Below are 23,703 nucleotides of genomic sequence, written 5' to 3'. Positions count from 1 at the left end.
TTCTAAGACTCTTCTAAGGCGGGGTCGCCCGGCGGGGTGACGGGGTCGCCGACGCGGATGACGCCGGGCCGGTCGGGGATGAGGTTGACGGCGAAGAGGAGTTCGGTGCCGAAGCGCCGGTGGCGGCCGAGGATGTGCAGCGGCTGCCGGCCGGTTTCGCCGGTCTCCTGGTCGATGGTGGTGACGAGGCAGCGGGCGCAGCCTCCGGCGACGCGGAAGGTGAGGTCGCCGATGTGCAGGCGGCGGCCGTGCCAGTCGTCCTCGGCCCAGGCGGGGGCGCCGGCGATGACGATGTTGGGCCGGAAGCGGTGGATGGGGACGGGTTCGTCGCCGTTCTCCAGGAGCCAGTCGTTGAGGGCATCGTGGGAGGCGGCGCTGGCGAGGAGGACGGGGTAGCCGTCGGCGAGGTTGACGCTGTCGCCGGGGAGGACGGAATCGGTCAGGGCGCGGGTGGTGGGGTCGGCCTGCCAGACCAGGCGGGCGTCGCGGCCGAGGAGGGTGGAGACCCAGGTGGTGTCGGCGACGCGGGCCGGAATGGGTGTCTTGTTGCGGAAGATGCGGACCTTGACGGTGGCGGCCGCGCCGGGTTCGGAGATGTCGATATCGGACAGACCGGGTGCGCTGAGGTGGAGGCCGCCGGGCCGCGGCCGGGCGGTCAGCCGGGTCAGCAGCGGCGCGTCGCGCTGGGTGATGCCGACGCCTTCGGCGTCCACGATCATCCATCGCCGGTCGCCGCCGAGGCCCCACGGTTCAACTCGCGCTTCGTCGTGGTCGAGCCGGTGGCAACCCTTGACGGGGTACGTGTGGAGCGAGGCGATCCGCATGCCGCCCAGCCTGCCACAACGACCCGTGGGAACGGGGTTTCCGAACCTGCCTTGATCGATTAAGCTCGCGCCTTCAACTGATCGATTTCAGCCCTGTCGGGCTCGACATCACTTTTCACGGGAGATTCTCATGACTCAGGCGACTGCGGCTCCGGCCCAGAAGCAGGTCGGCATCGCGTACCTGTTCTGGTTCTTCTTCGGCGCGATCGGCGCGCACAAGTTCTACCTGGGCAAGACCGGCCTGGGCATCGCCTACATCTTCACCCTGGGCTTCCTGGGCTTCGGTCTGCTGTACGACCTGTTCACGCTGCCGGGCCAGGTGCGGAAGGCGAACGGCGTCGCCTGACGCCGGTCAGCCCGGACGGGCCGGATCCCCTCGGGGGTCCGGCCCGTCTCGTTTCGGGGCTTCGGGGTGTTGCATCGGGTGACGGCCCTGGCTTTCTGAAAGATTTTATGCATAAGCTGCCGTTGTGAATGACGGGGCGATCAAATCGGCGGGCTTGCTGGGCCTGTTCCAGGGCGCGCGCCTGACGCCCACCCAGCGGCGGATCGCACACTGCCTGGTGGAGCACGCGGCGAAGGCGGCGTATCTGTCCGCCTCCGAGGTGGCCGATCTGGCCGGGGTGAGCCAGCCGTCGGTGACCCGGTTCGCGATGGCGCTGGGCTACTCGGGTTATCCGGCGTTGCGGCGGGAGCTGCGGGAGCTGACCGTGGACGAGCCCGGCCTGCCGGCCGAGCAGAACCCGATGCAGCGGGCGGTGCACGCGGAGACCGAGCATCTGCGGCGGCTCGGCGAGCAGTTGCACGACCTCGACGAGGTCCGCCGTGCGGCCGCCCTGCTGATCGGCAGCCGCCCGCTTCCGGTGCTGGGCCTGCGGGCCGCGGCGCCGCTGGCGGCGTATTTCGGGTACTTCGCGGCGAAGGTGTTCCCCGGCGTGCGGGTGCTGGACGAGGGCGGGACGAGCCTGCTGGACCGGCTGGATCAGGCCCGCGCGGACGGCGCCGGTGCCATGCTGGCCATGGTGCTTCCCCGCTATCCGCGCGAGTCGGTGGAGGCCGTCCGCGAGGCGAGGGCGGCCGGCCTCGCGGTGGTCGCGATCACCGACTCGGCGATCAGCCCGGTGGCCGAGCACGCCGACGTCGTACTGCCCGCCGCGGTGGGCACGCAACTCGTCTTCGACCTGCACACCGGCCCGATGGCGATGGCCATGGTGCTGTTGCAGGCGATGTGTGACGCGGCCCCCGAGCCGGTGCAGCGCCGTCTCGAGGAGTTCGAGGCGACAGCCGCTCGCCGGCACGTTTTCCTGGCCTGAGGGAGGAGACTTCGATGTCCGAGATCCGGGCGCCGCGCGGTACGGCGTACACCGCCATGGGTTGGCCGCAAGAGGCCGCCAAGCGCATGTTGATGAACAACCTGGACCCGGAGGTGGCCGAACGGCCACAGGATCTCGTGGTCTACGGGGGCACCGGCCGGGCCGCGCGGGACTGGCCGTCGTTCCACGCGATCGTGCGGGAGCTGGACACGCTGCGCGGCGACGAGACGCTGCTGGTGCAGTCCGGTAAGCCGGTCGGTGTGCTGCGCACCCACGAGTGGGCGCCGCGGGTGCTGATCGCGAACTCGAACCTGGTCGGCGACTGGGCGACCTGGCCGGAGTTCCGGCGCCTGGAGCAGCTGGGCCTGACCATGTACGGGCAGATGACCGCCGGTTCGTGGATCTACATCGGGACGCAGGGCATCCTCCAGGGCACGTACGAGACGTTCGCCGCGGTGGCCGCGAAGAGGTTCGCCGGTGATCTGGCCGGGACGTTGACGCTGACCGGCGGCTGCGGCGGCATGGGCGGCGCGCAGCCGCTGGCCGTGACGATGAACGGCGGTGTCTGCCTGATCGTCGACGTGGACCGCACCCGTCTGCAGCGGCGGGTCGACACCCGCTACCTGGATGTCATCGCCGGAAGTCTGGACGAGGCGGTGTCGATCGCGCTCCAGGCGAAGGCGGACCGCAAGGCGCTGTCGGTCGGCGTGGTCGGCAACGCGGCCGAGGTCTTCCCGACGCTGTTGCGCAACGGCGTCGCGATCGACATCGTCACCGACCAGACCAGCGCCCACGATCCGCTCAGCTATCTGCCGCTCGGCGTCGAGCTGGACGACATGGCCGAGTACGCGCGGACGAAGCCGGACGAGTTCACCGACCGCTCCCGGGACAGCATGGCCAAGCACGTCGAGGCCATGGTCGGGTTCCAGGACGCGGGGGCCGAGGTGTTCGACTACGGCAACTCGATCCGCGGCGAGGCGAAACTGGCCGGGTACGAGCGGGCCTTCGACTTCCCCGGGTTCGTTCCGGCGTACATCCGGCCGCTGTTCGCCGAGGGCAAGGGGCCGTTCCGGTGGGCCGCGCTGTCCGGGGACCCGGCCGACATCGCCGCCACCGACCGCGCCGTCCTGGACCTGTTCCCGGAGAACGAGCCGCTCGCGCGGTGGATCCGGATGGCCGGGGAACGGGTCGCCTTCCAGGGGCTGCCGGCGCGGATCTGCTGGCTCGGGTACGGCGAACGCGACCGGGCGGGCATGCGGTTCAACGACATGGTGGCGCGTGGGGAGGTCAGCGCGCCGATCGTGATCGGGCGGGACCATCTGGACTCCGGGTCGGTGGCGTCGCCGTATAGGGAGACCGAGGCGATGCTCGACGGCTCCGATGCGATCGCCGACTGGCCGCTGCTGAACGCGCTGGTCAACACGGCGTCCGGGGCGAGCTGGGTGTCGATCCACCACGGTGGCGGGGTGGGCATCGGGCGCAGCATCCACGCCGGGCAGGTGTGCGTGGCCGACGGGACGGCGCTGGCCGGGCAGAAGATCGAGCGGGTGCTGACCAACGACCCGGCGATGGGGGTGCTGCGGCACGTCGACGCCGGCTACGAGTCCGGATGCGCGGACGACGTGCGGATCCCGATGCGGTCATGAGCGAGTTCGCCAAGGTCTGGGCGGAGATCGCGCCGGTCGGGCGGGCGGCCGGCGGCGGCTATCTGAGGTACGCGCTGACCGCACCCGAGCTGACCCTGCGCGACTGGTTCCGCGGGCAGGCCGCCCAGCGGGACATGACGGTCACCGAGGACGGCAACGGGAACCTCTTCGCGTGGCGGGCCGAGCCGTGGGCGCCGGGGACCGTGCTGACCGGTTCCCATTTCGACTCCGTGCCGCACGGCGGTGGCTACGACGGGCCGCTCGGGATCGTGAGCGCCTTCCTCGCCGTCGACGAGCTCCCGCGGGACCGGAAGGTGGTGGTCGCGGCGTTCGCCGAGGAGGAGGGTGGGCGCTTCGGCGTACCGTGTCTGGGGTCTCGTCTGCTGACCGGCGCGATCGCGCCGGAGAAGGCCGCCGCGCTGACCGATCGCGACGGGGTCACCTTCGCGGAGGCGCTCGGGCGGCAGCCGGCCGGCGCCGATCCGCGCGTGCGGAACCTGTCGGCGGTGGTGGAGCTGCACATCGAGCAGGGGCGGGCGCTGACCGTCCCGGTCGGGGTGGCCAGCGCCATCTGGCCGCACGGCCGCTGGCGGATGGATTTCAGCGGCGTCGGCGACCATGCCGGCACGACGCTGATGAGCGACCGGCGTGATCCGATGCAGACGTTCGCCTTCACCGTGCTGGTCGCCGACCGGGAGGCCCGGCTGGCCGGCGCGCACGCCACGATGGGCCGGGTGCAGGTCGAGCCGAACGCCACGAACGCCATCCCGTCGCTGGTGCGGGGCTGGCTGGACGCCCGGGCCGCGGACACCGGCACCCTCGATCGGCTGGTCGGGTCGGTGGTGCGGGAGGCGACCGAGCGGGCCAGCCGGGACGGCACCGAGGTCGAGGTGACCGCCGAGTCGGTGACCGGGGAGGTGGCCTTCGACAACGCGCTGGCCGTGCGGTTGAGTGAGCTGCTGGGCGGCGCGCCGATCCTGCCGACCGGTGCCGGCCACGACGCCGGGGTGCTGTCCGCGCACGTGCCGACCGCCATGCTGTTCGTCCGCAACCCGACCGGGGTGTCGCACTCCCCCGCCGAGCACGCCTCCGACGCCGACTGCGAGGCGGGCGTCGAGGCGCTGGCCCGGGTGCTGGAGGCGCTGACATGAGCGTCTATCACGCCCGGTACGCCTGGCTGGGTGACCGGGTGGCCGAGGACGTCCGGATCGAGGTGGCGGACGGCCGGTTCACCGCGGTCGTCCCGGGCGCCCCGGCCGTGGGCGAACGTCTGCCCGGTCTGGTGCTGCCCGGCCTGGCCAACGCCCACTCGCACGCCTTCCACCGGGTGCTGCGCGGGCGTACGCACACCGGCGCGGGCAGCTTCTGGACGTGGCGGGAGCAGATGTACGCGGTCGCCGGCGCCCTCGACCCGGACGGCTACCTGGCGCTGGCGCGGGCCGTCTACGCCGAGATGGCGCTGGCCGGGATCACCTGCGTGGGCGAGTTCCACTACCTGCATCACGCGCCCGGCGGGGCTCGCTACGACGACCCGAACGCGATGGGCGCGGCGCTGATGCGGGCCGCCGACGAGGCCGGGATCCGGATCACCCTGCTGGACACGCTCTACCTGACGTCGCGGGTCGACGGGGCGCCGCTGGAGGGGGTGCAGAAACGGTTCGGTGACGGCGACGCGGAACGCTGGGCCGAGCGGGTGGGCGCGCTGACCGCCGGGCCGCACGCCCGGATCGGGGCGGCCCTGCATTCGGTACGGGCGGTGCCCGCCGAGCAGCTGGCCGTACTGGCCGGGCGGGCACCCCTGCACGTGCACCTCTCCGAGCAGCGGGCCGAGAACGAGCAGTGCCGGGCGGTGCACGGCTGCACGCCGACCGAGCTGCTGGACCGGCACGGCGTCCTCGGGCCGGGAACCACGGCGGTGCACGCCACCCACCTGACCGACGGTGACGTGAAGCTGCTCGGCGGCAGCGGCGCCGGGGTGTGCCTGTGCCCCACCACCGAACGTGACCTGGCCGACGGCATCGGCCCGGCCCGGCGGCTCGCCGACGCGGGCGTGCCGTTGAGCCTGGGCAGCGACAGCAACGCGGTGATCGACCCGTTCGAGGAGATCCGCGGGCTGGAGATGGACGAGCGGCTGGCCACCGAGAGCCGCGGCCACTTCCCGGCCGCCGACCTGGTCGCGGCGGCGGCCCGGCACGCGGCCCTGGGCTGGGACGACGCCGGGACGATCGGGCCCGGTCAGCGCGCCGACCTGGTCGCGGTGCGCCTGGACAGTGTCCGGACCGTGGGCGCCCGGCCCGATCAGGTGATCTTCGCGGCCACCGCGGCCGACGTCACCCACGTGATCTCCGGTGGGCGGCGGATCGTCTCCGAAGGCCGGCACACCCTGGTCGACGTGCCGCGCGAACTGGCGAAGGTTTTGCTATGAGTCTTCTCGTCGCCAATATCGGTGAGCTGTTCACCAACGACCCCGGGCTGGGGATCGTGCACGACGTCGCGGTCGTGGTGGAGGACGACCGGATCGCCTGGATCGGGCCGATGTCGTCGGCTCCGGCCGCCGACTCGGTCCTGGACGCGGACGGCGCCGCCGTGCTGCCCGGCTTCGTGGACAGCCACGCGCACCTGGTCTTCGCGGGCGACCGGGCGGCCGAGTTCGGGGCGCGGATGGCCGGGGAGGCCTACACCGGCGGCGGCATCCGGACCACGGTCGCCGCCACCCGCGCCGCGTCCGACGACGAGCTGCGCCGCAACGCGCGCCGCCTGGTGGGCGAGGCGCTGCGGCAGGGCACCACCACGATCGAGATCAAATCGGGGTACGGCCTGAGCGTCGCCGACGAGCAGCGGTCCCTGCGGGTGGCCGCCGAGATCGTCGAGGAGACCACGTTCCTCGGGGCGCACGTGGTGCCGGCCGAGTACGCGGGCCGCCCGGGCGACTATGTGGACCTGGTGTGCGGGGAGATGGTGGAGGCTGTCGCGCCGTACGCGAGATGGGTCGACGTGTTCTGTGAACGTGGCGCCTTCGACGCCGATCAGGCCCGCGCCGTCCTGGTGGCCGGCGCGAAGCACGGGCTGGGCCTGCGGCTGCACGCCAACCAGCTGGGCCCCGGGCCGGGCGTGCGGCTGGCCGTGGAGCTGGGGGCGGCCAGCGCCGACCACTGCACCCACCTGGACGACGCAGACGTGGACGCGCTCGCCTCCTCGGACACGGTGGCCACGCTGCTGCCGGGCGCCGAGTTCTCCACCCGGTCGCCCTACCCGGACGGGCGGCGGCTGCTGGACGCGGGCGTCACCGTCGCGCTGGCCACCGACTGCAATCCGGGGTCGTCGTACACGTCGTCGATGCCGTTCTGCATCGCTCTCGCCGTACGGGAGATGCGGTTGACACCGAGCGAAGCGGTCGCGGCGGCGACCGTGGGTGGCGCGACCGCCCTGCGCCGCACCGACCTGGGCCGCGTCTCGATCGGCGCCCGAGCCGACCTCATCGTCCTGGACGCGCCCTCGCACCTGCACCTGGCCTACCGGCCGGGTGTCCCCCTGATCCGAACCGTTCTGCACCACGGAGTGCCGCAATGATCGTCACCGTTCAGTCCACCGGTGTGTCCGCCGCCGACGTCGTCGCCGTGGCCCGCACCGACGCGCACGTCGAGATCTCTCCCGCCGCCGTCGAGGCGATGGCCGCGAGCCGGGCCATCGTCGACGGCATCGAGGCGTCCGGGCGGCCCGTCTACGGCGTGTCCACCGGATTCGGCGCGCTCGCCAGCACGTCGATCGACCCGTCCCGGCGGGCCGAGCTCCAGCACGCGCTGATCCGTTCGCACGCCGCCGGGATCGGCGCGCCGATGCCCCGCGAGGTGGTGCGGGCCATGATGCTGCTGCGGGTCCGGTCGCTGGCGCTGGGCCGTTCCGGGGTGCGCCCGGTGCTCGCCCAGGGCCTGGTGGACCTGCTCAACCACGACATCACGCCGTGGGTGCCGGAGCACGGCTCGCTCGGCGCCTCCGGTGACCTGGCGCCACTCGCGCACTGCGCGCTGGTGCTGCTCGGCGAAGGCTGGGTGGTCGGCAAGGACGGCTCCCGGATCGCCGGGGCGGAGGCGCTGCGCGCCGCCGGGCTGCGGCCGCTCGACCTGGCCGCGAAGGAGGGCCTCGCGCTGATCAACGGCACCGACGGCATGCTCGGCATGCTGCTGCTGGCGATCACCGACGCCCGGCACCTGTTCACCATGGCCGACGTGACGGGCGCGCTCGCCATCGAGGCGATGCTCGGCTCGGACCGGCCGTTCCTTCCCGAACTGCACGAGATCCGGCCGCATCCGGGGCAGGCGGCGTCGGCCGCGAACATCCACCGGCTGCTCCAGGGCTCGGCGATCATGGACTCGCACCGCGACGACCTCGCGCACGCCGTGCAGGACGCCTACTCGATGCGGTGCGCCCCGCAGGTGGCCGGCGCGGCCCGCGACACCCTCGACTTCGCGCTGCTGATCAGCTCCCGCGAGCTGGTGTCGGTGGTGGACAACCCGGTGGTGCTGCCGGACGGGCGGGTCGAGTCGACCGGCAACTTCCACGGGGCGCCGCTCGGGTTCGCCGCCGACTTCCTGGCCATCGCGGCCGCCGAGGTGGGCGCGATCGCCGAACGCCGGGTGGACCGGCTGCTCGACGTGACCCGCTCCCGCGACCTGCCGCCGTTCCTGTCACCGGACGCGGGCGTCAACTCGGGCCTGATGATCGCCCAGTACACGGCGGCCGGGATCGTCGCCGAGAACCGCCGGCTCGCGTCGCCGGCCTCGGTGGACTCGCTGCCGACCAGCGGCATGCAGGAGGACCACGTGTCGATGGGCTGGGCGGCGGCCAAGAAGCTGCGGACCGTCCTGGACAACCTGACCAGCCTGCTCGCCGTGGAACTGCTCTCCGCCGTCCGTGGCCTGCAACTGCGCGCCCCGCTCACCGCCTCCCCGGCCGGGCGGGCGGCGCTGGCCGCCGTCGAGCCGTTCGCCGGGGCCCCGGGCCCGGACCTCTTCCTGGCCCCGGTCCTGGAACAGGCCCGCGCCGTGGTCGCCGGCCCGGCCCTGCGCACCGCGATCGAGACGGCGGTCGGCCCGCTCAGCTGACCTCCCAGAGGGCACTCACCGGGACCGCGCGCATCCGATCACCGAACGGCAGCGTGCTGGTCCCGGTGTAGAGGACGATCCCGGCGATCAGGTCGTCACCGAGCCGGCCGGCGATCTTGCGCAACCCGGTGAAGTCGTCGGAGCGAACCGTGGACGCGGCTTTGACCTCGATGGCGACCACCTGCCGCTGCCGGTTCTCCAGGATGACGTCGACCTCCACCTTGTTCTGGTCGCGGTAGTGGTACAGATCGACCAGCTCGTCGGACCATGTGCTCTGGCGGGCGAGTTCGGAGACGACGAATCCCTCCAGCAGGGGCCCGAACGGCTGCCCTGGGCGCAGCAGGGCGTGCGGGTCGACCGCGAGTTGCTGGGCGGCGATGCCGGAGTCGACGAAGACCAGCTTCGGCGCATGCGTGACCCGGCTGCCGAGGTTGCGTGACCAGCCGGGAATGCGCTTGATGAGGTGGACCTCTTCCAGCAGCTGCATGTAGCGGGCGATGGTGGGGCGACTCAACCCGAGGCCGGACTCCAGCGCTCCGGGCACGATGAGGGAGGCCGACCGGGCCGCCAGGAGACGAATCAGCGTACGGAGTTGCGGCGCCTGCTCGATCCTCGCCAGCTCCCGCACGTCCCGGTCGATCAACGCCTGGACATAGCTGTCCAGGAATCGGCCACGGCGGCGCACATCCGTCCGGGCGACCGCCTCCGGAAGACCGCCCCGGACGATGCGGCTCGCATAGTCAGCACGGCTCACCGTCGACTCGTGACGGATCTCGGGGCCGCGCCGGAAGACCGTGTCGATGAAACGGTCCGGCATGCCGTCGATCTCGCCTTGCGAGAACGGCCACAACTCCACGGTCTCCATCCGGCCCGGCAGGGCGTCCGGCGCGCTTCGCAGGCCGAACAAGCTGGACGAGCCGGTCAAGAGGAATCGGCCCGGACGCGGGTCCTCATCCACCGAAACCTTGATCGCCAGTAGCAATTCCGGGACCCGCTGGATCTCGTCGATCACCATCAGCTCGTCGAAGGCGACGAATCCACTCGGATCGGCCAGGGCAGCGGCCCGGTCCTGCTCACGGTCGAGATCACGGCGTTCCGCCGCACGGTCACCGGCCAGCAGGCGTACGAGTGTGCTCTTGCCGGACTGCCGAGCGCCGCTGACGAGAACGACACGGGTGTCCTGCAGGGCGGCGCTGATGAGTCGCTCGGCATGGCGTGGCAGCAGGTCAGGAGCGCTCACAACGCCCACCTTACGCTCCTCAACTTTCGCTTCGCGAGCCTGAACCTTTCAATTTGCGGGACCTTGCTCTTTCGATTCGCGAGGAACGGCCTTTCGTTTCGCGACGAGATGATCGGCCACCTGTCGCTGATGAGGGCCGCGGATACGGCAGGATCGGGGAGTGATCCATCGTCATTCGGGGCTGGTCTTCGCCGAGCACACGCTGGCCGTACCCCTGATTCATGGGGACCCGGACGGACCGCGCATCGAGATCTTCGCGCGCGAGGTGCGGGAGGCCGATCCGGCGGCCGAAGGCCGGCCGTTCCTGCTCTTCCTCCAGGGTGGGCCGGGACACCGGGCGCCCCGGGAGCTGCCGGTGTGGCTGCGCCGGGCGGCCCGCGACTACCGGGTGGTCCTGCTCGACCAGCGTGGCACCGGGCGCAGCACGCCGCTCACCCGGCAGACGCTGGCGCGGATCGCCGACCCGGCCGCCCACCTCGCCCGGTTCCGGGCGGATGCCATCGTCGCCGACGCCGAACTGCTCCGGCGGCATCTGGCCGGCGACCGGCCGTGGAGTGTGCTGGGGCAGAGCTTCGGCGGGTTCTGTGCCGTCACCTACCTCAGTTTCGCGCCGGAGGGGCTGCGCGAGGTGGTCATCACGGGTGGGTTGCCGGGGCTGACCGCGACCGCGGAGGACGTGTACCGGGCCGCCTACCCGCGGGTGCTGGCGCGCAACGAGCGCTACTTCGCCCGCTATCCGGAGGACGAGGCGATCGCCCGCCGGGTGGTGGACGCGCTGCGGGACCAGGACGCGCGGCTGCCGGGCGGGGACCGGCTCACCCCGCACCGGTTCCAGACGCTCGGCATCGGCCTGGGTTCGGCGGCCCGTTTCGACCAGCTGCACCACCTGCTGGAGGAGGCGTTCGCCGGGCCCGACCTGTCCGAGGTGTTCCTGCGCCGGGTCGACGCCGTGGTGTCCTTCGCCGAGGACCCGCTCTACGCCGTACTGCACGAGGCGATCTACGGTCAGGGCGCGGCGACCGGGTGGGCGGCGCACCGGGTGCGGGCCGAGTTCGCGGCGTTCGACCTGGACCGGGACACCCCGGTGCGGTTCACCGGGGAGATGATCTATCCCTGGCACTTCACCGAGGATCCGGCCCTGGCGCCGCTCGCCGGGCCGGCGAACCGGATCGCCGAGAAGGCCGACTGGCCGGCCCTCTACGACCCGGAGCGGCTGGCCGCCAACGAGGTCCCGGTGGCGGCCGCGATCTACCACGACGACATGTACGTGGACCGGGACATGTCGCTGGCCACCGCGGCCGCGATCGGGAACCTGCGACCGTGGATCACCAACGAGTACGCCCACGACGGTCTGGGCCGGGAGGAACGCGTCCTGGACCGGCTCCTGACCATGGTCCGCGAGTAGCTAGCGGGGCAGTTCCTTGGCGATCACCTTGGACAGCTCGCGGAAGGCCTTCCCGCGGTGGCTGATGGCGTCCTTCTCGCTCGCGCTGAGCTCGGCGTTGGTCCGGTCCTGGCCGTCGCCCACGAAGATCGGGTCGTAGCCGAAACCGCCGTCGCCGCGGCCGGACCGCAGCAGCCGGCCGGTCTGGCGGCCCTCGACCAGGTGCTCGCGCCCGTTCGGCAGGACCAGAGCGGCGGCGCACACGAACGCGGCGCCCCGGTGCTCGTCCGGCAGGTCGCTGACCTGGGCCAGCACCAGGTCCAGGTTGGCCTGGTCGTCGCCGTGCCCGCCGGACCAGCGGGCGCTGAACACGCCGGGCATGCCGTTGAGCGCGTTCACCGCCAGGCCGGAGTCGTCGGCGACGGTCGCGAGGCCGGTACGCTTCGCGCCCTCCCGGGCCTTGATCAGCGCGTTCTCCCCGAACGTCAGGCCGGTCTCCGGCACGTCCGGGTAGTTCGGGAAGTCACCGAGGCCGACCAGCTCGATCTGCGCCACGCCGAGCGCCGCGTCGAGGATGCGCTGCAACTCGACGAGCTTCTTCTTGTTGGCGGTGGCGAGCAGCAGCCGGGCGCTCACGCGGCGAGCGCCTTCTGCTGCGCGGCGGCCAGTTCGGCGCACCCGAGCACGCCGAGGTCGAGCATCGCGTCCAACTGGGCCCTGCGGAACACGCCGTTCTCCCCCGTCCCCTGCACCTCGACGAAGTCGCCCGCGCCGGTGCAGACCACGTTCATGTCGACCTCGGCGGTCACGTCCTCGTCGTACATCAGATCCAGCCGGGCCTCGCCGTCGATGATGCCGACGCTGACCGCCTGGATGGAGGTGTGCAGCACCTTCTCGATCTTCCCGGCCAGCGCCTTGCGCTCGGCCAGCCAGGTGACGGCGTCGTGCAACGCCACATAGGCCCCGGTGATCGCCGCTGTCCGGGTGCCGCCGTCGGCCTGGAGCACGTCGCAGTCGAGAACGATCGAGTTCTCCCCCAGCGCCTTCAGGTCGATGCAGGCGCGCAGGCTGCGGCCGATCAGGCGGGAGATCTCCTGGGTACGCCCGCCGACCTTGCCCTTGACGCTCTCCCGGTCGCCGCGGGTGTTCGTGGCCCGGGGCAACATCGCGTACTCCGCGGTCACCCAGCCGAGCCCGGAGCCCTTGCGCCAGCGCGGCACCCCCTCGGTGACGCTCGCGGTGCACAGCACCCGGGTGTTGCCGAACTCCACCAGCACCGAACCTTCGGGGTGGATGCTCCATCGCCGGGACAGGGTCACCGGCCGCAGCTGGTCGGCCGCTCGGCCGTCGGGTCGCGCCATGCCCCCAACCCTATGCGTAGCGGGCCGCACCGGCTTCGTCCGCCCCGGCCTCCCGGGCGGGTGCGGTGCGCCGCGGCGACGGGAGGTACGGCCGGGACGGCACCGCGGGACGGATCAGCGCGGGCGCGGTCGCCGGCTCGGGCACCGCCTCGTGCGCCTGGAGGAACCCGGCGACCGCCTTCGGCCAGCCGTACTGTTCGGCCTGTTCACGGGCGGCGCCCCGGCGCTCCACCCGGGGTCGTTCCATGAGCCGGCTGACCGCGTCGGAGAACGCCTCGGCGGTGCCGGCCGCCGCGATCCCGCCGCCGCCGACCACCTCGGGAAGGGCACTCTGCTCGTTCACCACCACCGGCGTGCCGCAGGCCATCGCCTCCAGCGCCGCCAGGCCGAACGTCTCCACCGGACCGGGCGAGAGCGCCACGTCGGCGCTGGCCAGCAGAGCGGCCACGGCCGAGCGGTCGGAGATGTGCCCGGCGAAGCGGACCGGCAGCCGGGCCGCCCGGTACGCCAGGGCGGTCCGCCGGGTCCCGTCGCCGGCCATCACCAGCACCGCCGGCACCTTGCCGTTGCGCAGCGAGGCCACCGTGTCGACGGCCAGCTCGGGGCGTTTCGCGGCGGACAGCCGGCTGCAGTAGACCATCAGCAGCTCATCGGGTCGGGCGTAGCGGGACCGCACCGCGACGTCCATCTTGCTCGGGTGGAACAGTTTGAGGTCGACTCCGAGCGGCACCTCCACCAGGTTCGGCACGTCCAGCCGGCGGAACTCGGCGGCGGCGAACGAGGTGGTGCAGACGATCGTGTCGAAGGCCTCGGCGGTGCGCCGGTTGAACCGGTCGGCGAGGGCGTCGCGTTTCGGCATGCCCCAGACGCCGAGCAGGCCGGCCAGGCTCTCGTGGGACACCATCATCGACCGGACGCCGCGCTGCCGGGCCCAGTTGCCGGTCCAGCGCAGAGTGGTGCGGTCGGAGACCTCGATCCGGTCCGGCTCCAGGCTGTCCAGCAGTTTGACCAGCTCACGGCGGCCGGCCAGGACCCGGTAGCCGCCGGTACGGGGCAGCGGGGCGCTGGGCAGCGTGATGACGCGGCCCTGCTTGGTCATCTTGTCGGAGAAGCGGCGGCCGGGGATGACGAGCACCGCCTCGTGACCGGCGGCCTGGTAGCCGCGGCCGAGCTGGCGCAGTGCCGTACGCAGGCCACCGGTGTGAACCGTGACGAAGTTGGCCAGGCGAACGATACGCATGCAACAACTCCAAGGTCACGTACTACCCGGTCCCTACCCCCCGTCCGGCTCAGAGATCGTATCTGGCGCCTGGGCGGACGACTTCGACCGGCCCCGCATAGGCGGCGGTGGCCGCTTCCACAATAGATGCCTCACTGGCCCACGCCGGGACGAGATGGGTCAACAGCAGCTTTCCGACATCCGCCTTGGTGGCCGCCTCGCCCGCCTCTCCACCGGTCAGGTGCAGGTCGGGCGGATTGACCACACCGTCCTGATAGCTGGCCTCGCAGAGGAACAGGTCGGCGCCGGCCGCCAGGCGCAGCAGCGACTCGCACGGCGCGGTGTCCGCCGAGTAGGTCAGCACCCGGCCGTTGTGTTCGACGCGTACGCCGTACGTCTCGATGGGGTGATTGACCCGGTCCACGGTGATCGTCAGCGGCCCGATCGGGAACGTCCCCGGCTGGAGGCCGTAAAAGGTGTAAACGTCGTCGACCGGCTCGCCCTCGGTGCTGTAGGCGGCGGCGATCCGCTCGGCGGCGCCCATCGGGGCGTAGACCGGCACCGGCGGCAGCGGCCCGGCCGGGTCGTAGCGGCGGACCACCACATAGGTGCACGCGTCGAGCATGTGATCGCAGTGCAGGTGGGTGAGGAGGATGGCGTCGATGCCACGCATGTCCGAGTACCGCTGGAGGGCGGAGAGCGCCCCGGAACCGAAGTCGATCAGAAGCCGGAACCCGTCGGCCTCCACGAGATAGGCCGAACACGCCGACTCGGGGCCGGGAAAACTGCCGGCACAACCGAGAACGGTTAGTCGCATCCGGGTCCCTCTGGCTCACACTGGGTCGGCTTCGGAATCGCCGTCCACGCCCCCACCGACCGGTCAATCACGGTGCGAAGCGTACGCCCCGACCAGTGTCTCGCGTTAACAACTGATCGATTTGTCGCTAAATCGACAACGCACGTCACAGCACCTTCGACCAGCTCATCACCTTTGCACCGTCACGTCCGGTGATCTATCCGCGTTGCTCTGGGTGAACCTCGAAGAAGGTCGTCGGACGGAGGCGGCATGACCGCTCTGAAGCACGCCCGTACCACCCACGCCGTGGTGCCGCCGCAGCGGCTGCCGGAGGAACCGGCGATCTTCCGCTTCCCCACACCGGAGGATCCGCCGCCCGGCGCCGGCCGGGTGCTGGCGGTCGCCCTCTACGGCACCGTGCTCGGGATCTGCGGAGTCGGCGTCGGCCTCTACGCCGTGATCGCCGTCTTCGGTGGAGCGCCGGCCTGGTATCTGCCCGCCCTGGCCGCGCTCACCATGCTGAGCGTGGCGCCGGTGGTGGCCGCCGTCCTCGCCATCCACCAGCGCATCCTGCCCTGGTTCCTGCTGCTCGCCGCCGCCCCGCCGATGGTGGCCGACGTGATGGTGGCGCTGGCCTACTGAGGGCTCACGCCCACAGCTGACCCTCGAGAGCCTCCTCGGCCTCGTTCAGCGTGCCGCCGTACGCTCCGGTCGACAGGTACTTCCAGCCGGCGTCGGGCACCACGAAGGCGACGTCGGCCCGATTGCCGGCACGGACCGCCTCGTGCGCCACAGCCAGCGCCGCGTGCAGCACCGCGCCGGTGGAGAAGCCCGCGAAGATGCCCTCCACCTCGATCAGCTGCCGGGTACGCAGGACCGCGTCCCGGGTGCCGACCGAGAAGCGCCGGGTCAGCACCGAGGCGTCGTACAGCTCGGGGACGTAGCCCTCGTCGATGTTGCGCAGGCCGTAGACCAGTTCGCCGTACCGTGGCTCGGCGGCGATGATCTGGATGCCCTCGATCTTCTCCTTGAGGAACCGGCCGGTGCCCATCAGCGTGCCGGTGGTGCCCAGCCCGGCCACGAAGTGCGTGATCGTGGGCAGGTCGTGCAGCAGCTCGGGACCGGTGGTCTCGTAGTGGGCGCGGGCGTTCGCCGGGTTGCCGTACTGGAACAGCATCTTCCAGTCCGGGTGCTCGGCGGCGATCTGCTTGGCGGTCGCCACGGCCTGGTTGGAGCCCCCGGCCGCCGGCGAGAAGATGATCTCCGCGCCGTACATCCGCAGCAGCTGGGTCCGCTCGGCCGACACGTTCTCCGGCATCACGCAGACCAGCCGGTAGCCCCGCAGCTTGGCCACCATGGCCAGGGCGATGCCGGTGTTGCCGCTGGTCGGCTCCAGGATGGTGTCACCCGGGCGCAGATGCCCGGACTCCTCGGCCGCCCGCACCATGAACAGGGCGGCGCGATCCTTGATGCTGCCGGTCGGGTTGCGGTCCTCCAGCTTGGCCCAGAGCCGCACCGGCGGCGCCCCCTCGGGCACCGCCGGTGAGAGGCGGGGCAGGCCGACGAGCGGCGTGCCCCCGCACGCGTCCAGCAGGCTCTCGTAACGAGCCATCTTCGCTGGGCTCCCGTTACTTGCCCATGAGGGCGGCGGCGGCGGCGAAGCCAAGCGCGCCACCGGCCACGGCCGGGAGGATGGTGATCGAGTCGCCGTCCTTGAGCTTGGCGTCGAGCGCGCCGAGGAAGCGGACGTCCTCGTCGTTGACGTAGATGTTCACGAACCGGTGCAGGCCGCCCTCGGCGGTGATCAGCCGGCTCTTGAGGCCGTTGTGCTTGGCGTCCAGGTCGTCGATGAGCTCGATGAGGGTGTCACCGGCACCCTCGACGATCTTGGCGCCGCCGGTGTAGCTGCGCAGGATGGTGGGGACGCGAACTTCGATAGCCATGGCTGGAATCTCCTAGAGAAGTCGAACGTGACGGGCTTTTACCTGGTCGCTTTACCGGCAGCGACACTCGTAGAAGACCGATGCCGGGCTCTGCCCGAACATGTACGACTGCACAGCTGTGGAAATCACGCCTTCACCGTCGCATCCACGATGTTGACCTCTTCCTCGGTCACCACACCGTCCACGATACGGAACGACCGGATCTCTTCGGAGTCCGGCTCGCGGGTGGAGACCAGGAGATAATGCGCATTCGGCTCGCCGGCGAACGAGATGTCGGTCCGTGAGGGGTAGGCCTCGGTCGCGGTGTGCGAGTGGTAGATGACCACCGGCTCCTCGTCGAGGTCGTCCATCTCGCGCCACACCCGCAGGTGCTCCATCGAGTCGAACTCGTAGAACGTCATCGAACGCGCGGCATTGTCCATCGGGATGTGCCGGCGGGGCACGTCACTGCCGATCGCTCCGGCCACGACGCCACAGGCCTCGTCCGGGTGGTCCCGGCGGGCGTGGGCGACGATCGCGTCGATGATCGCTCGGTCGATGGTCAGCACGCGTTCACATTACCGTGAGATTTCCCGGCCCCCACCGTGGCGGTTCACACACCTACCGGATCTCAGGAAGCGCGTTGAGCAGCGACTCCTGGAGATAGCCGAGATAGGCGTAGACCGACAGCTGGAACACCCGGCTCGAACCCGGGTCCTCCAGGACCGCGTTGTCCAGCTCCTCACCCAGGTCGGTATCGGCCTGGATCTCCAGCCGGGTGCCCATGGCCAGCCGGGCGTCGTTGATCGCCCGCAGCCAGGCCTCGGCCGCCTCACCGTCCAGCCGGACCTCGCCCTCGCCCTCGTCGGGCAGGGCCGCGAGGATCGCGCCGGCCTGGTCGATCTTGCTGGTCTTGAGATCGCCCTCGGTGTAGAGGCGGAACTCCTGGGAGTCCTCCGGGCGGTCGGGATAGATGTCCGGGAAGAGGCGGGACACCACCGGATCGGTGTGATCCATCCCGTCGGTCAGCAGGCCGACCACCTCAGCGGCCACCTTCCGCAGGACCCGCACCTCATCGTGCGCGAACGTGGCGACACACTGGCCACCGCTGCGTCGGAACATCTTCTTCCCCACCCGCTTGTCGGGACCGCCGGACGGTCAACTCCGGTCGACCGTGGCCCAGAGACCGTATCCGTGCAGTTGGTTGGCGTCCATCTCCATGCGCTCACGCGCACCTGTCGAGACCACCGCCTTGCCCTTCGTGTGCACGTCCATCATCAGCCTCTCGGCCTTTTCCTTGCTGTATCCGAAGAGCTTCTGGAAGACCCAGGTCACATATGACATGAGGTTGACCGGGTCGTCCCAGACGATGGTCACCCACGGCCGGTCCCCGGCCGGTACTTCCTCGATCTCCGGCGTCTCGACGGGAGCAACCTGAGGCAACGCCATGCCCCCCATGTTGCCACCGGATTCGGCGAACCGGTGAACCGGAGCATCGAACCGCAGGTCAACAGTCGCGTCGAGCCCCACGGGCGACGCTCCGGCCGTACGCGCAATAGGGTGTTGCCCGTGGACACCATCACGCCGGCCCTGATGACCGATCAGTACGAGCTGACCATGGTCAGCGCCGCGCTGCGGGACGGCACCGCCGACCGCCACTGCGTCTTCGAGGTGTTCGCCCGGCGCCTGCCCACCGGACGCCGCTACGGCGTGGTCGCGGGCACCGGTCGCCTGATCGAGATGATCCGCGACTTCCGCTTCACCCCGGGCGAGGTCGAGTTCCTGCGCTCGTCCGGGATCGTCGACGAGACCTGCGCCAAATGGCTCTCGGACTATCGCTTCACCGGCGAGATCGAGGGGTACGCGGAGGGCGAGCTGTTCTTCCCCGGCTCACCGATCCTGACCGTTTCCGGCACCTTCGCCGAATGCGTGGTGCTGGAGACGCTCATCCTCTCGGTGCTCAACCACGACAGCGCCATCGCGGCCGCCGCCGCCCGCATGGTCACCGCCGCCCGTGGGCGCCCGATCATCGAGATGGGGTCCCGGCGCACCCACGAGCAGGCCGCGGTCGCCGCCGCCCGGGCCGCCTACCTGGCCGGGTTCGCGTCCACGTCCAACCTCGCGGCCGGGCGGGCGTACGGCATACCCACCACCGGCACGTCGGCGCACGCGTTCACGCTGCTGCACGACGACGAGCCGGCCGCGTTCGGGTCGCAGGTGGCCGCCCTGGGCAAGAACACGACGCTGCTGGTCGACACGTACGACATCAGCCAGGGCATCCGCAACGCCATCGCGATCGGCGGGCCGGACCTGCGGGCCATCCGCATCGACTCGGGCGACCTGTCCGTTCTGGCCCAGCAGTCCCGGGAGCTGCTGGACTCTCTCGGCGCCACCGAAACCAAGATCATCGTCTCCGGCGACATGGACGAGTACTCGATCGCCACCCTCGCCGCCGAACCCGTCGACATGTACGGCGCCGGCACCGCCGTGGTCACCGGCTCCGGCGCGCCCACCGCCGGCCTCGTCTACAAACTCGTCGAGGTCGAGGGCCGCCCGGTCGTCAAGCGCTCGGAGAACAAGGCGACCGTCGGCGGCCGCAAGATCGCGATCCGCCGGCACAAGCCCACCGGCACCGCCACCGAGGAGATCATCTTCTCCCAGGGCGTGCCCGACCACCAGACCAACGACCGGCTGCTCCAGCGCACCTGGATCGCCGACGGCGAAGTAGTCCACACACCGAGCCTCCAGGAGTCCCGCGAACACCTGCGGCAGAATCTGATCTCGATCCCGTGGGAGGGCCTCAAACTCTCCGCGGGTGACCCCGCGATCCCCGTCGTCATCGTTCCCACCGCCTAGGGGGCACCATGTCACGCGCATTGATCATCGTGGACGTGCAGAACGACTTCTGCGAGGGCGGCTCACTCCCGGTCGGCGGCGGCGCCGCGGTCGCCAAAGGCATCTCGCTGGTGCTCGACCGGGCCGGTGACCGCTGGGAGCACGTGGTCGCCACCAAGGACTACCACGTCGACCCGGGAGCGCACTTCAGCGAGCACCCCGACTACGTGGACACCTGGCCGGCGCACTGCGTGGTCGGCACCAGCGGGTCCGAGTTCCACCCCGAACTGGTCACCGACCGGATCGAGGCGATCTTCCACAAGGGCGCCCACCAGGCGGCCTACTCCGGCTTCGAAGGCACGACCGAGGCCGGCGAAACCCTCGCCGGCTGGCTGCGGGGCCGGGGAGTCACCGAGGTCGAGGTCGTGGGCATAGCGACAGACCATTGCGTACGCGCGACCGCGCTGGACGCCGCGGCGGAAGGCTTCGCCACCACCGTGCTGCTGGAACTCACCGCCGGCGTGGCCCGCGGCACCACCGACGCCGCCCTGGAACAGTTCCGTGCCGCCTCGATCGCCATGACCGGCGAGCCCGTCGTTGACGCCTGAGATCCGGCCGTTCACCGGCGCCGACTGGCCCGCCGTGTGGGCGATCATCCAGGACGTGATCCGGGCCGAGGAGACGTTCCCCTACGACCCGGCCATGACCGAGACGGTGTCCCGCGACATGTGGGTGGAACGACCGCCGGGCCTGACCGTCGTGGCCCTGCTCGACGGCCGAGTCGTGGGCACCGCCAAGATGGGCGCCAACCGCCCCGGCCCGGGATCACACGTGGCCACCGCCAGCTTCATGGTCGCGGCCGCCGCCCGCGGACGTGGAGCCGGGACGGCACTGTGCCGGTACGCCCTCGACTGGGCTCGCCGGCAGGGGTTCGCGAGCATGCAGTTCAACGCCGTCGTCGAGACCAACACGGCCGCCGTCGCCCTGTACCAGCGGGAGGGCTTCCAGATCATCGGCACCGTCCCCCGGTCCTTCCGGCACCCGGCCCACGGCCCGGTCGGCCTGCACGTCATGCACCAGGAATTCACCCACCCCTGACGCGCCCCTCCACCACCCCCCACCCTGACAGCCCCGTTGCCCACCCCAACAACGCCCACCCCACCACCACCCCCGCACCGGCACCCGCCACGCGCCACCGCACCCGCACCCGCACCCGCACCTGCCAGGCGCCACCCGCACCCGCCAAGCGCCAGGCGTCAAGCGCCAGGCGTCAAGCGCCAGGCGTCAGGCGTCAGGCGGCAGGCGTCAGGCGTCAGGCGCCGAACGCCAATCTTGGACGATTCACCACCGCCCCCGGTGGCAACACACCCAAGATCGCGCAGCCCTTCTCAAGCCACTCAAGCACGAGCCAGAAGGTGACCCAATCAAGCGTTGATCTTGAACGATTCACCACCGCCCTCGGCGGCAAAACGTCCAAGATCGCGCAGCCCGGTACGCAGGACGCACGCCGCCCCCTGACCACGCGGCACGCGAAACGCGCGGCGCCCCCTGACCGCAAAAGGTCTTCACACCGCTGGCGGCAGCCCGGATCGCACCACCTGCACCCGCCAAGGCGCCGATCTTGGACGATTCACCACCGCCCCCGGTGGCAACGCACCCAAGATCGCGCAGCCCTTCTCGAACCACTCAGGCGCGAGCCATAAGGGATCCGAGTGAGCGCGATCTTGAACGATCCACCACCGCTCTCGGTGGCAAAACGCCCAAGATCGCGCAGCGCGGAACGCATGACGCGCACCGCTCCCCCGACCGCGAAAGATCTCCACACTGCTGGCGGCAGCCCGAACCGCACCGCACCGCACCGCACCGCACCGCACCGCACCGCACCGCACCGCACCGCACCGCACCGCACCGCACCGCACCGCACCGCACCGCACCGCACCGCACCGCACCGGCCAAACGCCAGATGCCAGACGCCAGACGCAAATCTTGGACGAATCACCACCGCCCGCGGTGGCAAAGCCCCCAAGATCGCGCAGTCCTTCTCGAGCCACTCAAGCGCGAGCCAGAAGGGAATCCAAGCGAGCGCGATCTTGAACGATGCACCACCGCCCTCGGGGGCAAAACGCTCAAGATCGCGTTGTCTGGAACGCAGGACGCAGGCCGCCTCGGACCGCGAAAGATGTCCACACGGGCCCGTACGTTTTCTGGACAGACCCATCCACCGGTTTCGCGGTCAGGAGGCGGCGGCGCCACCGCACCCGTCAAGACGACGATCTTGGACGCTTTACCACCGTCTTCGGTGGCAAAGCGTCCGAAAACGCGGGATCGGGTGGGTACAGGAGGCGGGCAGCATTCAGCCGAACCGCAAAGGTCCCTGGTCCTCCAGCCCGGGGCCCGACGATGAGGCTAGAACCGGCTGGCAGGCCATCGGAGACAAACGTGGCCCTGAATACGGCCACTCCGACTCGCTACGCGGACCCGGCTGACAGGCCACCGGGGACAGGCACGGACCCGGAGACTGGCGCGGAGCCGGAGGAGGAAGCGGGGTCCGCGGGGGCCATCGAGCCCGTCGGGTCGGCGGCAGGTGGGCGATCCCCGGAAACCCCAGACGACACCGGGTCGGCGGAAGGCGGGCGATCCGCGGGAGCCTCGAACGACACCAAGTCCCCGCAAGGCGAGCGATCCCCGGAAGCCTCGAACGACACCAGGTCGGTGGAAGAGGGGTGGGCCTCGGACCACACCGGGTCGGTGGAAGGCGAGTGAGCCTCGGACGACATCGGGTCGGTGGAAGGCGGGTGGGCCTCGGACGACATCGGGTCGGTGGAGGGGCGGCGGCGGAATTCGGCGGGTAGGACCAGGAGGGCGACCAGGACGCCGACCGCGCCGACGGCGGCGAAGCCCCAGGCCGGGCCGCGGTGGTCGATGGCCAGGCCGGCCAGTGGGGCGCCGAGGGCGACGCCGACGGTCAGGGCCGAGTTGTGCATGCCCATGGCCTCGCCGCGTGCCGCGGCCGGGATCATCCGGCTGATGGCGTCGGAGCTCGCCGTGATGGTCGGGGCGCAGAGGGCGCCCGCCGGGATCAGGAGGAGGGCCAGCAGCCACCAGTGGTCGCCGCCGAGGCCGACCGGGATGGTCAGCACGGCCATCGGGGCGAAGATCACCAGGGTGGGCAGGCCGCGCCGGACGGTGCCGTAGAGGAAGCCGCCCACCAGGGAGAAGAAGGCCCACAGGGAGAGCACCAGGCCCGCCCACTCCACCTCGCCGGAGGCCCGGAGCGTGGCGACCACCGCCACGTCGGTGCCGGAGAGCACCAGGGTGGCCGCCATCGTGACGGCCAGGACGGCGACGAACCGGGGCTTGAGCCAGCTGCGCCGTGGTGGCCGCTCGCCGCTCGACACCGGGGCCTCGTGGGCGGCCCGGACCGGTGGGTTCAGCAGCCACAGGCCGGCGCCGGCCAGCAGGATGCCGACGGCCAGGGCGATCATCGCGGCATGCGAGCCGGCGGTCGTCACGATCAGCACGCCGAGCGCGGGACCGGCCATGAAGGACAGTTCGGTGGTCATCGAGTCGAGCGCGAACGCGGGCAGGCGGTGCGACTCGGGGCTGAGCGCCGCGATCGCCTGCCGGGCCACCGAGAAGGCGGGAAGGGCCAGGAATCCGCCGACCGCGGCGACCGGCAGCAGCGCCGCATAGGGCAGGGTCGGCGCGACGATCCAGAAGACCACCTCGGCGACCGTCGTCAGGAGCAGGAGCGGCCGCAGGCCCCAGCGGTCGATGAGCCGCCCGATCACCGGCGCGCCGATCGAGCCGCCGATCGTCGACGCCGCACCGACCAGGCCGGCCGCCACATATTTCATGCCGAGGCCCTGGACGACGTGCAGGGTGAGCACGACCGTGCCGGCCGCGATCGGCACGCGGGCCAGCGTGGCGACGATCAACAGAGACGTGATCTTCGGCAGCGCGAGTGTTTCGCGGTAAGGCGTGAGCAACATGTCGGATCCTGACCTCCCCGCCCATCCTGCCGTGGGGGTACGACACAAATCCAACGGGTTGCCGGCGCC

General features: G+C 71.2%; 22 protein-coding genes and 2 pseudogenes. 12 read left to right on the top strand and 12 right to left on the bottom strand.

What is annotated here, in order from left to right:
- Positions 1-2 precede the first annotated feature (2 nt).
- Entirely contained in the window at positions 3-824 is an 822-nt protein-coding gene (locus J5X75_RS19495) for an MOSC domain-containing protein (RefSeq protein ID WP_208468832.1), read from the bottom strand.
- Positions 825-954: 130 nt separating this feature from the next.
- Between J5X75_RS19495 and J5X75_RS19490 the strand changes: the two genes are divergently transcribed.
- The 7 genes from J5X75_RS19490 (at position 955) to hutH (ending at position 8,885) form a co-directional block, all read left to right on the top strand.
- Positions 955-1,170, top strand: a complete 216-nt coding sequence (locus J5X75_RS19490; RefSeq protein WP_208468831.1) for a TM2 domain-containing protein — start codon at positions 955-957, stop codon at positions 1,168-1,170.
- Between the two features lie 124 nt (positions 1,171-1,294).
- Positions 1,295-2,137 carry a MurR/RpiR family transcriptional regulator gene (locus J5X75_RS19485; RefSeq protein ID WP_208468830.1) on the top strand — a complete coding sequence of 281 codons (843 nt, stop codon included), beginning with the start codon at positions 1,295-1,297 and terminating at the stop codon, positions 2,135-2,137.
- Positions 2,138-2,151: 14 nt separating this feature from the next.
- Entirely contained in the window at positions 2,152-3,783 is a 1,632-nt protein-coding gene (hutU, locus tag J5X75_RS19480) for a urocanate hydratase (RefSeq protein WP_208468829.1), read from the top strand.
- Positions 3,780-4,934 carry an allantoate amidohydrolase gene (locus J5X75_RS19475; RefSeq protein ID WP_208468828.1) on the top strand — a complete coding sequence of 385 codons (1,155 nt, stop codon included), beginning with the start codon at positions 3,780-3,782 and terminating at the stop codon, positions 4,932-4,934. The genes hutU and J5X75_RS19475 overlap by 4 nt, the downstream gene beginning before the upstream one ends.
- Positions 4,931-6,208: a formimidoylglutamate deiminase gene (locus J5X75_RS19470; RefSeq protein ID WP_208468827.1), complete on the top strand. Its 1,278-nt coding sequence runs from the start codon at positions 4,931-4,933 to the stop codon at positions 6,206-6,208. The genes J5X75_RS19475 and J5X75_RS19470 overlap by 4 nt, the downstream gene beginning before the upstream one ends.
- Positions 6,205-7,353, top strand: a complete 1,149-nt coding sequence (hutI, locus tag J5X75_RS19465) for an imidazolonepropionase (protein WP_208468826.1) — start codon at positions 6,205-6,207, stop codon at positions 7,351-7,353. The genes J5X75_RS19470 and hutI overlap by 4 nt, the downstream gene beginning before the upstream one ends.
- On the top strand, positions 7,350-8,885 hold the full coding sequence (gene hutH / locus J5X75_RS19460; protein WP_208468825.1) for a histidine ammonia-lyase: 1,536 nt from the start codon (positions 7,350-7,352) through the stop codon (positions 8,883-8,885). Before hutI ends, hutH begins: the two co-directional genes overlap by 4 nt.
- On the opposite strand, the gene J5X75_RS19455 is transcribed toward hutH, so the two are convergent.
- Positions 8,878-10,125 (bottom strand): ATP-binding protein, encoded by a 1,248-nt coding sequence (locus J5X75_RS19455; protein WP_208468824.1) that lies wholly within the window; start codon positions 10,123-10,125, stop codon positions 8,878-8,880. The two genes, hutH and J5X75_RS19455, sit on opposite strands and share 8 nt — an antisense overlap.
- A 160-nt stretch (positions 10,126-10,285) precedes the next feature.
- On the opposite strand from J5X75_RS19455, the gene J5X75_RS19450 reads away from it, so the two are divergent.
- The gene (locus J5X75_RS19450) at positions 10,286-11,530 is read left to right on the top strand and encodes an alpha/beta fold hydrolase (RefSeq protein WP_307798161.1); all 1,245 of its coding nucleotides are present in this window, start codon (positions 10,286-10,288) and stop codon (positions 11,528-11,530) included.
- Here J5X75_RS19450 and rdgB read toward each other — a convergent pair whose 3' ends face one another.
- The 4 genes from rdgB to J5X75_RS19430 are packed head-to-tail and all read right to left on the bottom strand — an operon-like array spanning position 11,531 to position 14,906.
- Positions 11,531-12,145 (bottom strand): RdgB/HAM1 family non-canonical purine NTP pyrophosphatase, encoded by a 615-nt coding sequence (gene rdgB / locus J5X75_RS19445; RefSeq protein ID WP_208468823.1) that lies wholly within the window; start codon positions 12,143-12,145, stop codon positions 11,531-11,533.
- Positions 12,142-12,870 carry a ribonuclease PH gene (gene rph / locus J5X75_RS19440; RefSeq protein WP_204297272.1) on the bottom strand — a complete coding sequence of 243 codons (729 nt, stop codon included), beginning with the start codon at positions 12,868-12,870 and terminating at the stop codon, positions 12,142-12,144. The genes rdgB and rph overlap by 4 nt, the downstream gene beginning before the upstream one ends.
- Before the next feature lie 10 nt (positions 12,871-12,880).
- Positions 12,881-14,110 carry a glycosyltransferase gene (locus tag J5X75_RS19435; protein WP_208468822.1) on the bottom strand — a complete coding sequence of 410 codons (1,230 nt, stop codon included), beginning with the start codon at positions 14,108-14,110 and terminating at the stop codon, positions 12,881-12,883.
- A gap of 49 nt (positions 14,111-14,159) precedes the next feature.
- Positions 14,160-14,906 (bottom strand): MBL fold metallo-hydrolase, encoded by a 747-nt coding sequence (locus tag J5X75_RS19430; RefSeq protein ID WP_208468821.1) that lies wholly within the window; start codon positions 14,904-14,906, stop codon positions 14,160-14,162.
- Between the two features lie 249 nt (positions 14,907-15,155).
- Between J5X75_RS19430 and J5X75_RS19425 the strand changes: the two genes are divergently transcribed.
- Positions 15,156-15,527 (top strand): hypothetical protein, encoded by a 372-nt coding sequence (locus tag J5X75_RS19425; RefSeq protein WP_208468820.1) that lies wholly within the window; start codon positions 15,156-15,158, stop codon positions 15,525-15,527.
- 4 nt (positions 15,528-15,531) lie between these two features.
- Here the strand turns inward: J5X75_RS19425 and J5X75_RS19420 are convergent, their stop codons facing one another.
- From J5X75_RS19420 to clpS, 5 genes and pseudogenes are all read right to left on the bottom strand, one after another.
- Positions 15,532-16,497, bottom strand: a complete 966-nt coding sequence (locus J5X75_RS19420) for a PLP-dependent cysteine synthase family protein (RefSeq protein ID WP_208468819.1) — start codon at positions 16,495-16,497, stop codon at positions 15,532-15,534.
- Positions 16,498-16,513: 16 nt separating this feature from the next.
- Positions 16,514-16,828, bottom strand: coding sequence for a MoaD family protein (locus J5X75_RS19415; protein ID WP_208468818.1), 315 nt, complete (start codon positions 16,826-16,828; stop codon positions 16,514-16,516).
- Positions 16,829-16,879: 51 nt separating this feature from the next.
- A pseudogene (locus tag J5X75_RS19410) lies at positions 16,880-17,376 on the bottom strand (M67 family metallopeptidase).
- 52 nt (positions 17,377-17,428) lie between these two features.
- Entirely contained in the window at positions 17,429-17,929 is a 501-nt protein-coding gene (locus tag J5X75_RS19405; protein WP_208468817.1) for a DUF2017 domain-containing protein, read from the bottom strand.
- 36 nt (positions 17,930-17,965) lie between these two features.
- The gene (gene clpS, locus J5X75_RS19400; protein ID WP_208468986.1) at positions 17,966-18,256 is read right to left on the bottom strand and encodes an ATP-dependent Clp protease adapter ClpS; all 291 of its coding nucleotides are present in this window, start codon (positions 18,254-18,256) and stop codon (positions 17,966-17,968) included.
- 120 nt (positions 18,257-18,376) lie between these two features.
- Between clpS and J5X75_RS19395 the strand changes: the two genes are divergently transcribed.
- From J5X75_RS19395 to J5X75_RS19385, 3 genes are read left to right on the top strand one after another with little or no spacing between them, the layout of a single operon-like run.
- Complete coding sequence (locus J5X75_RS19395; protein ID WP_208468816.1) at positions 18,377-19,663, top strand: nicotinate phosphoribosyltransferase; 1,287 nt, start codon at positions 18,377-18,379, stop codon at positions 19,661-19,663.
- Between the two features lie 8 nt (positions 19,664-19,671).
- A complete protein-coding gene (locus J5X75_RS19390) occupies positions 19,672-20,250 on the top strand; it encodes a nicotinamidase (RefSeq protein ID WP_208468815.1) in 579 nt (192 codons plus the stop codon).
- Positions 20,240-20,740: a GNAT family N-acetyltransferase gene (locus J5X75_RS19385; protein WP_208468814.1), complete on the top strand. Its 501-nt coding sequence runs from the start codon at positions 20,240-20,242 to the stop codon at positions 20,738-20,740. The genes J5X75_RS19390 and J5X75_RS19385 overlap by 11 nt, the downstream gene beginning before the upstream one ends.
- Before the next feature lie 1,685 nt (positions 20,741-22,425).
- On the opposite strand, the pseudogene J5X75_RS19380 reads toward J5X75_RS19385, so the two are convergent.
- Positions 22,426-23,634: pseudogene (locus J5X75_RS19380) on the bottom strand (MFS transporter); the annotation flags it as partial.
- Positions 23,635-23,703: the final 69 nt, after the last annotated feature.

Origin of the sequence: Actinoplanes flavus (assembly GCF_017592555.1) — a bacterium.
GTDB classification, from domain to species: domain Bacteria; phylum Actinomycetota; class Actinomycetes; order Mycobacteriales; family Micromonosporaceae; genus Actinoplanes; species Actinoplanes flavus.
The sequence above is the reverse complement of the archived record's forward strand: the minus strand, read 5'-3'. Positions and strand labels throughout refer to the sequence as shown.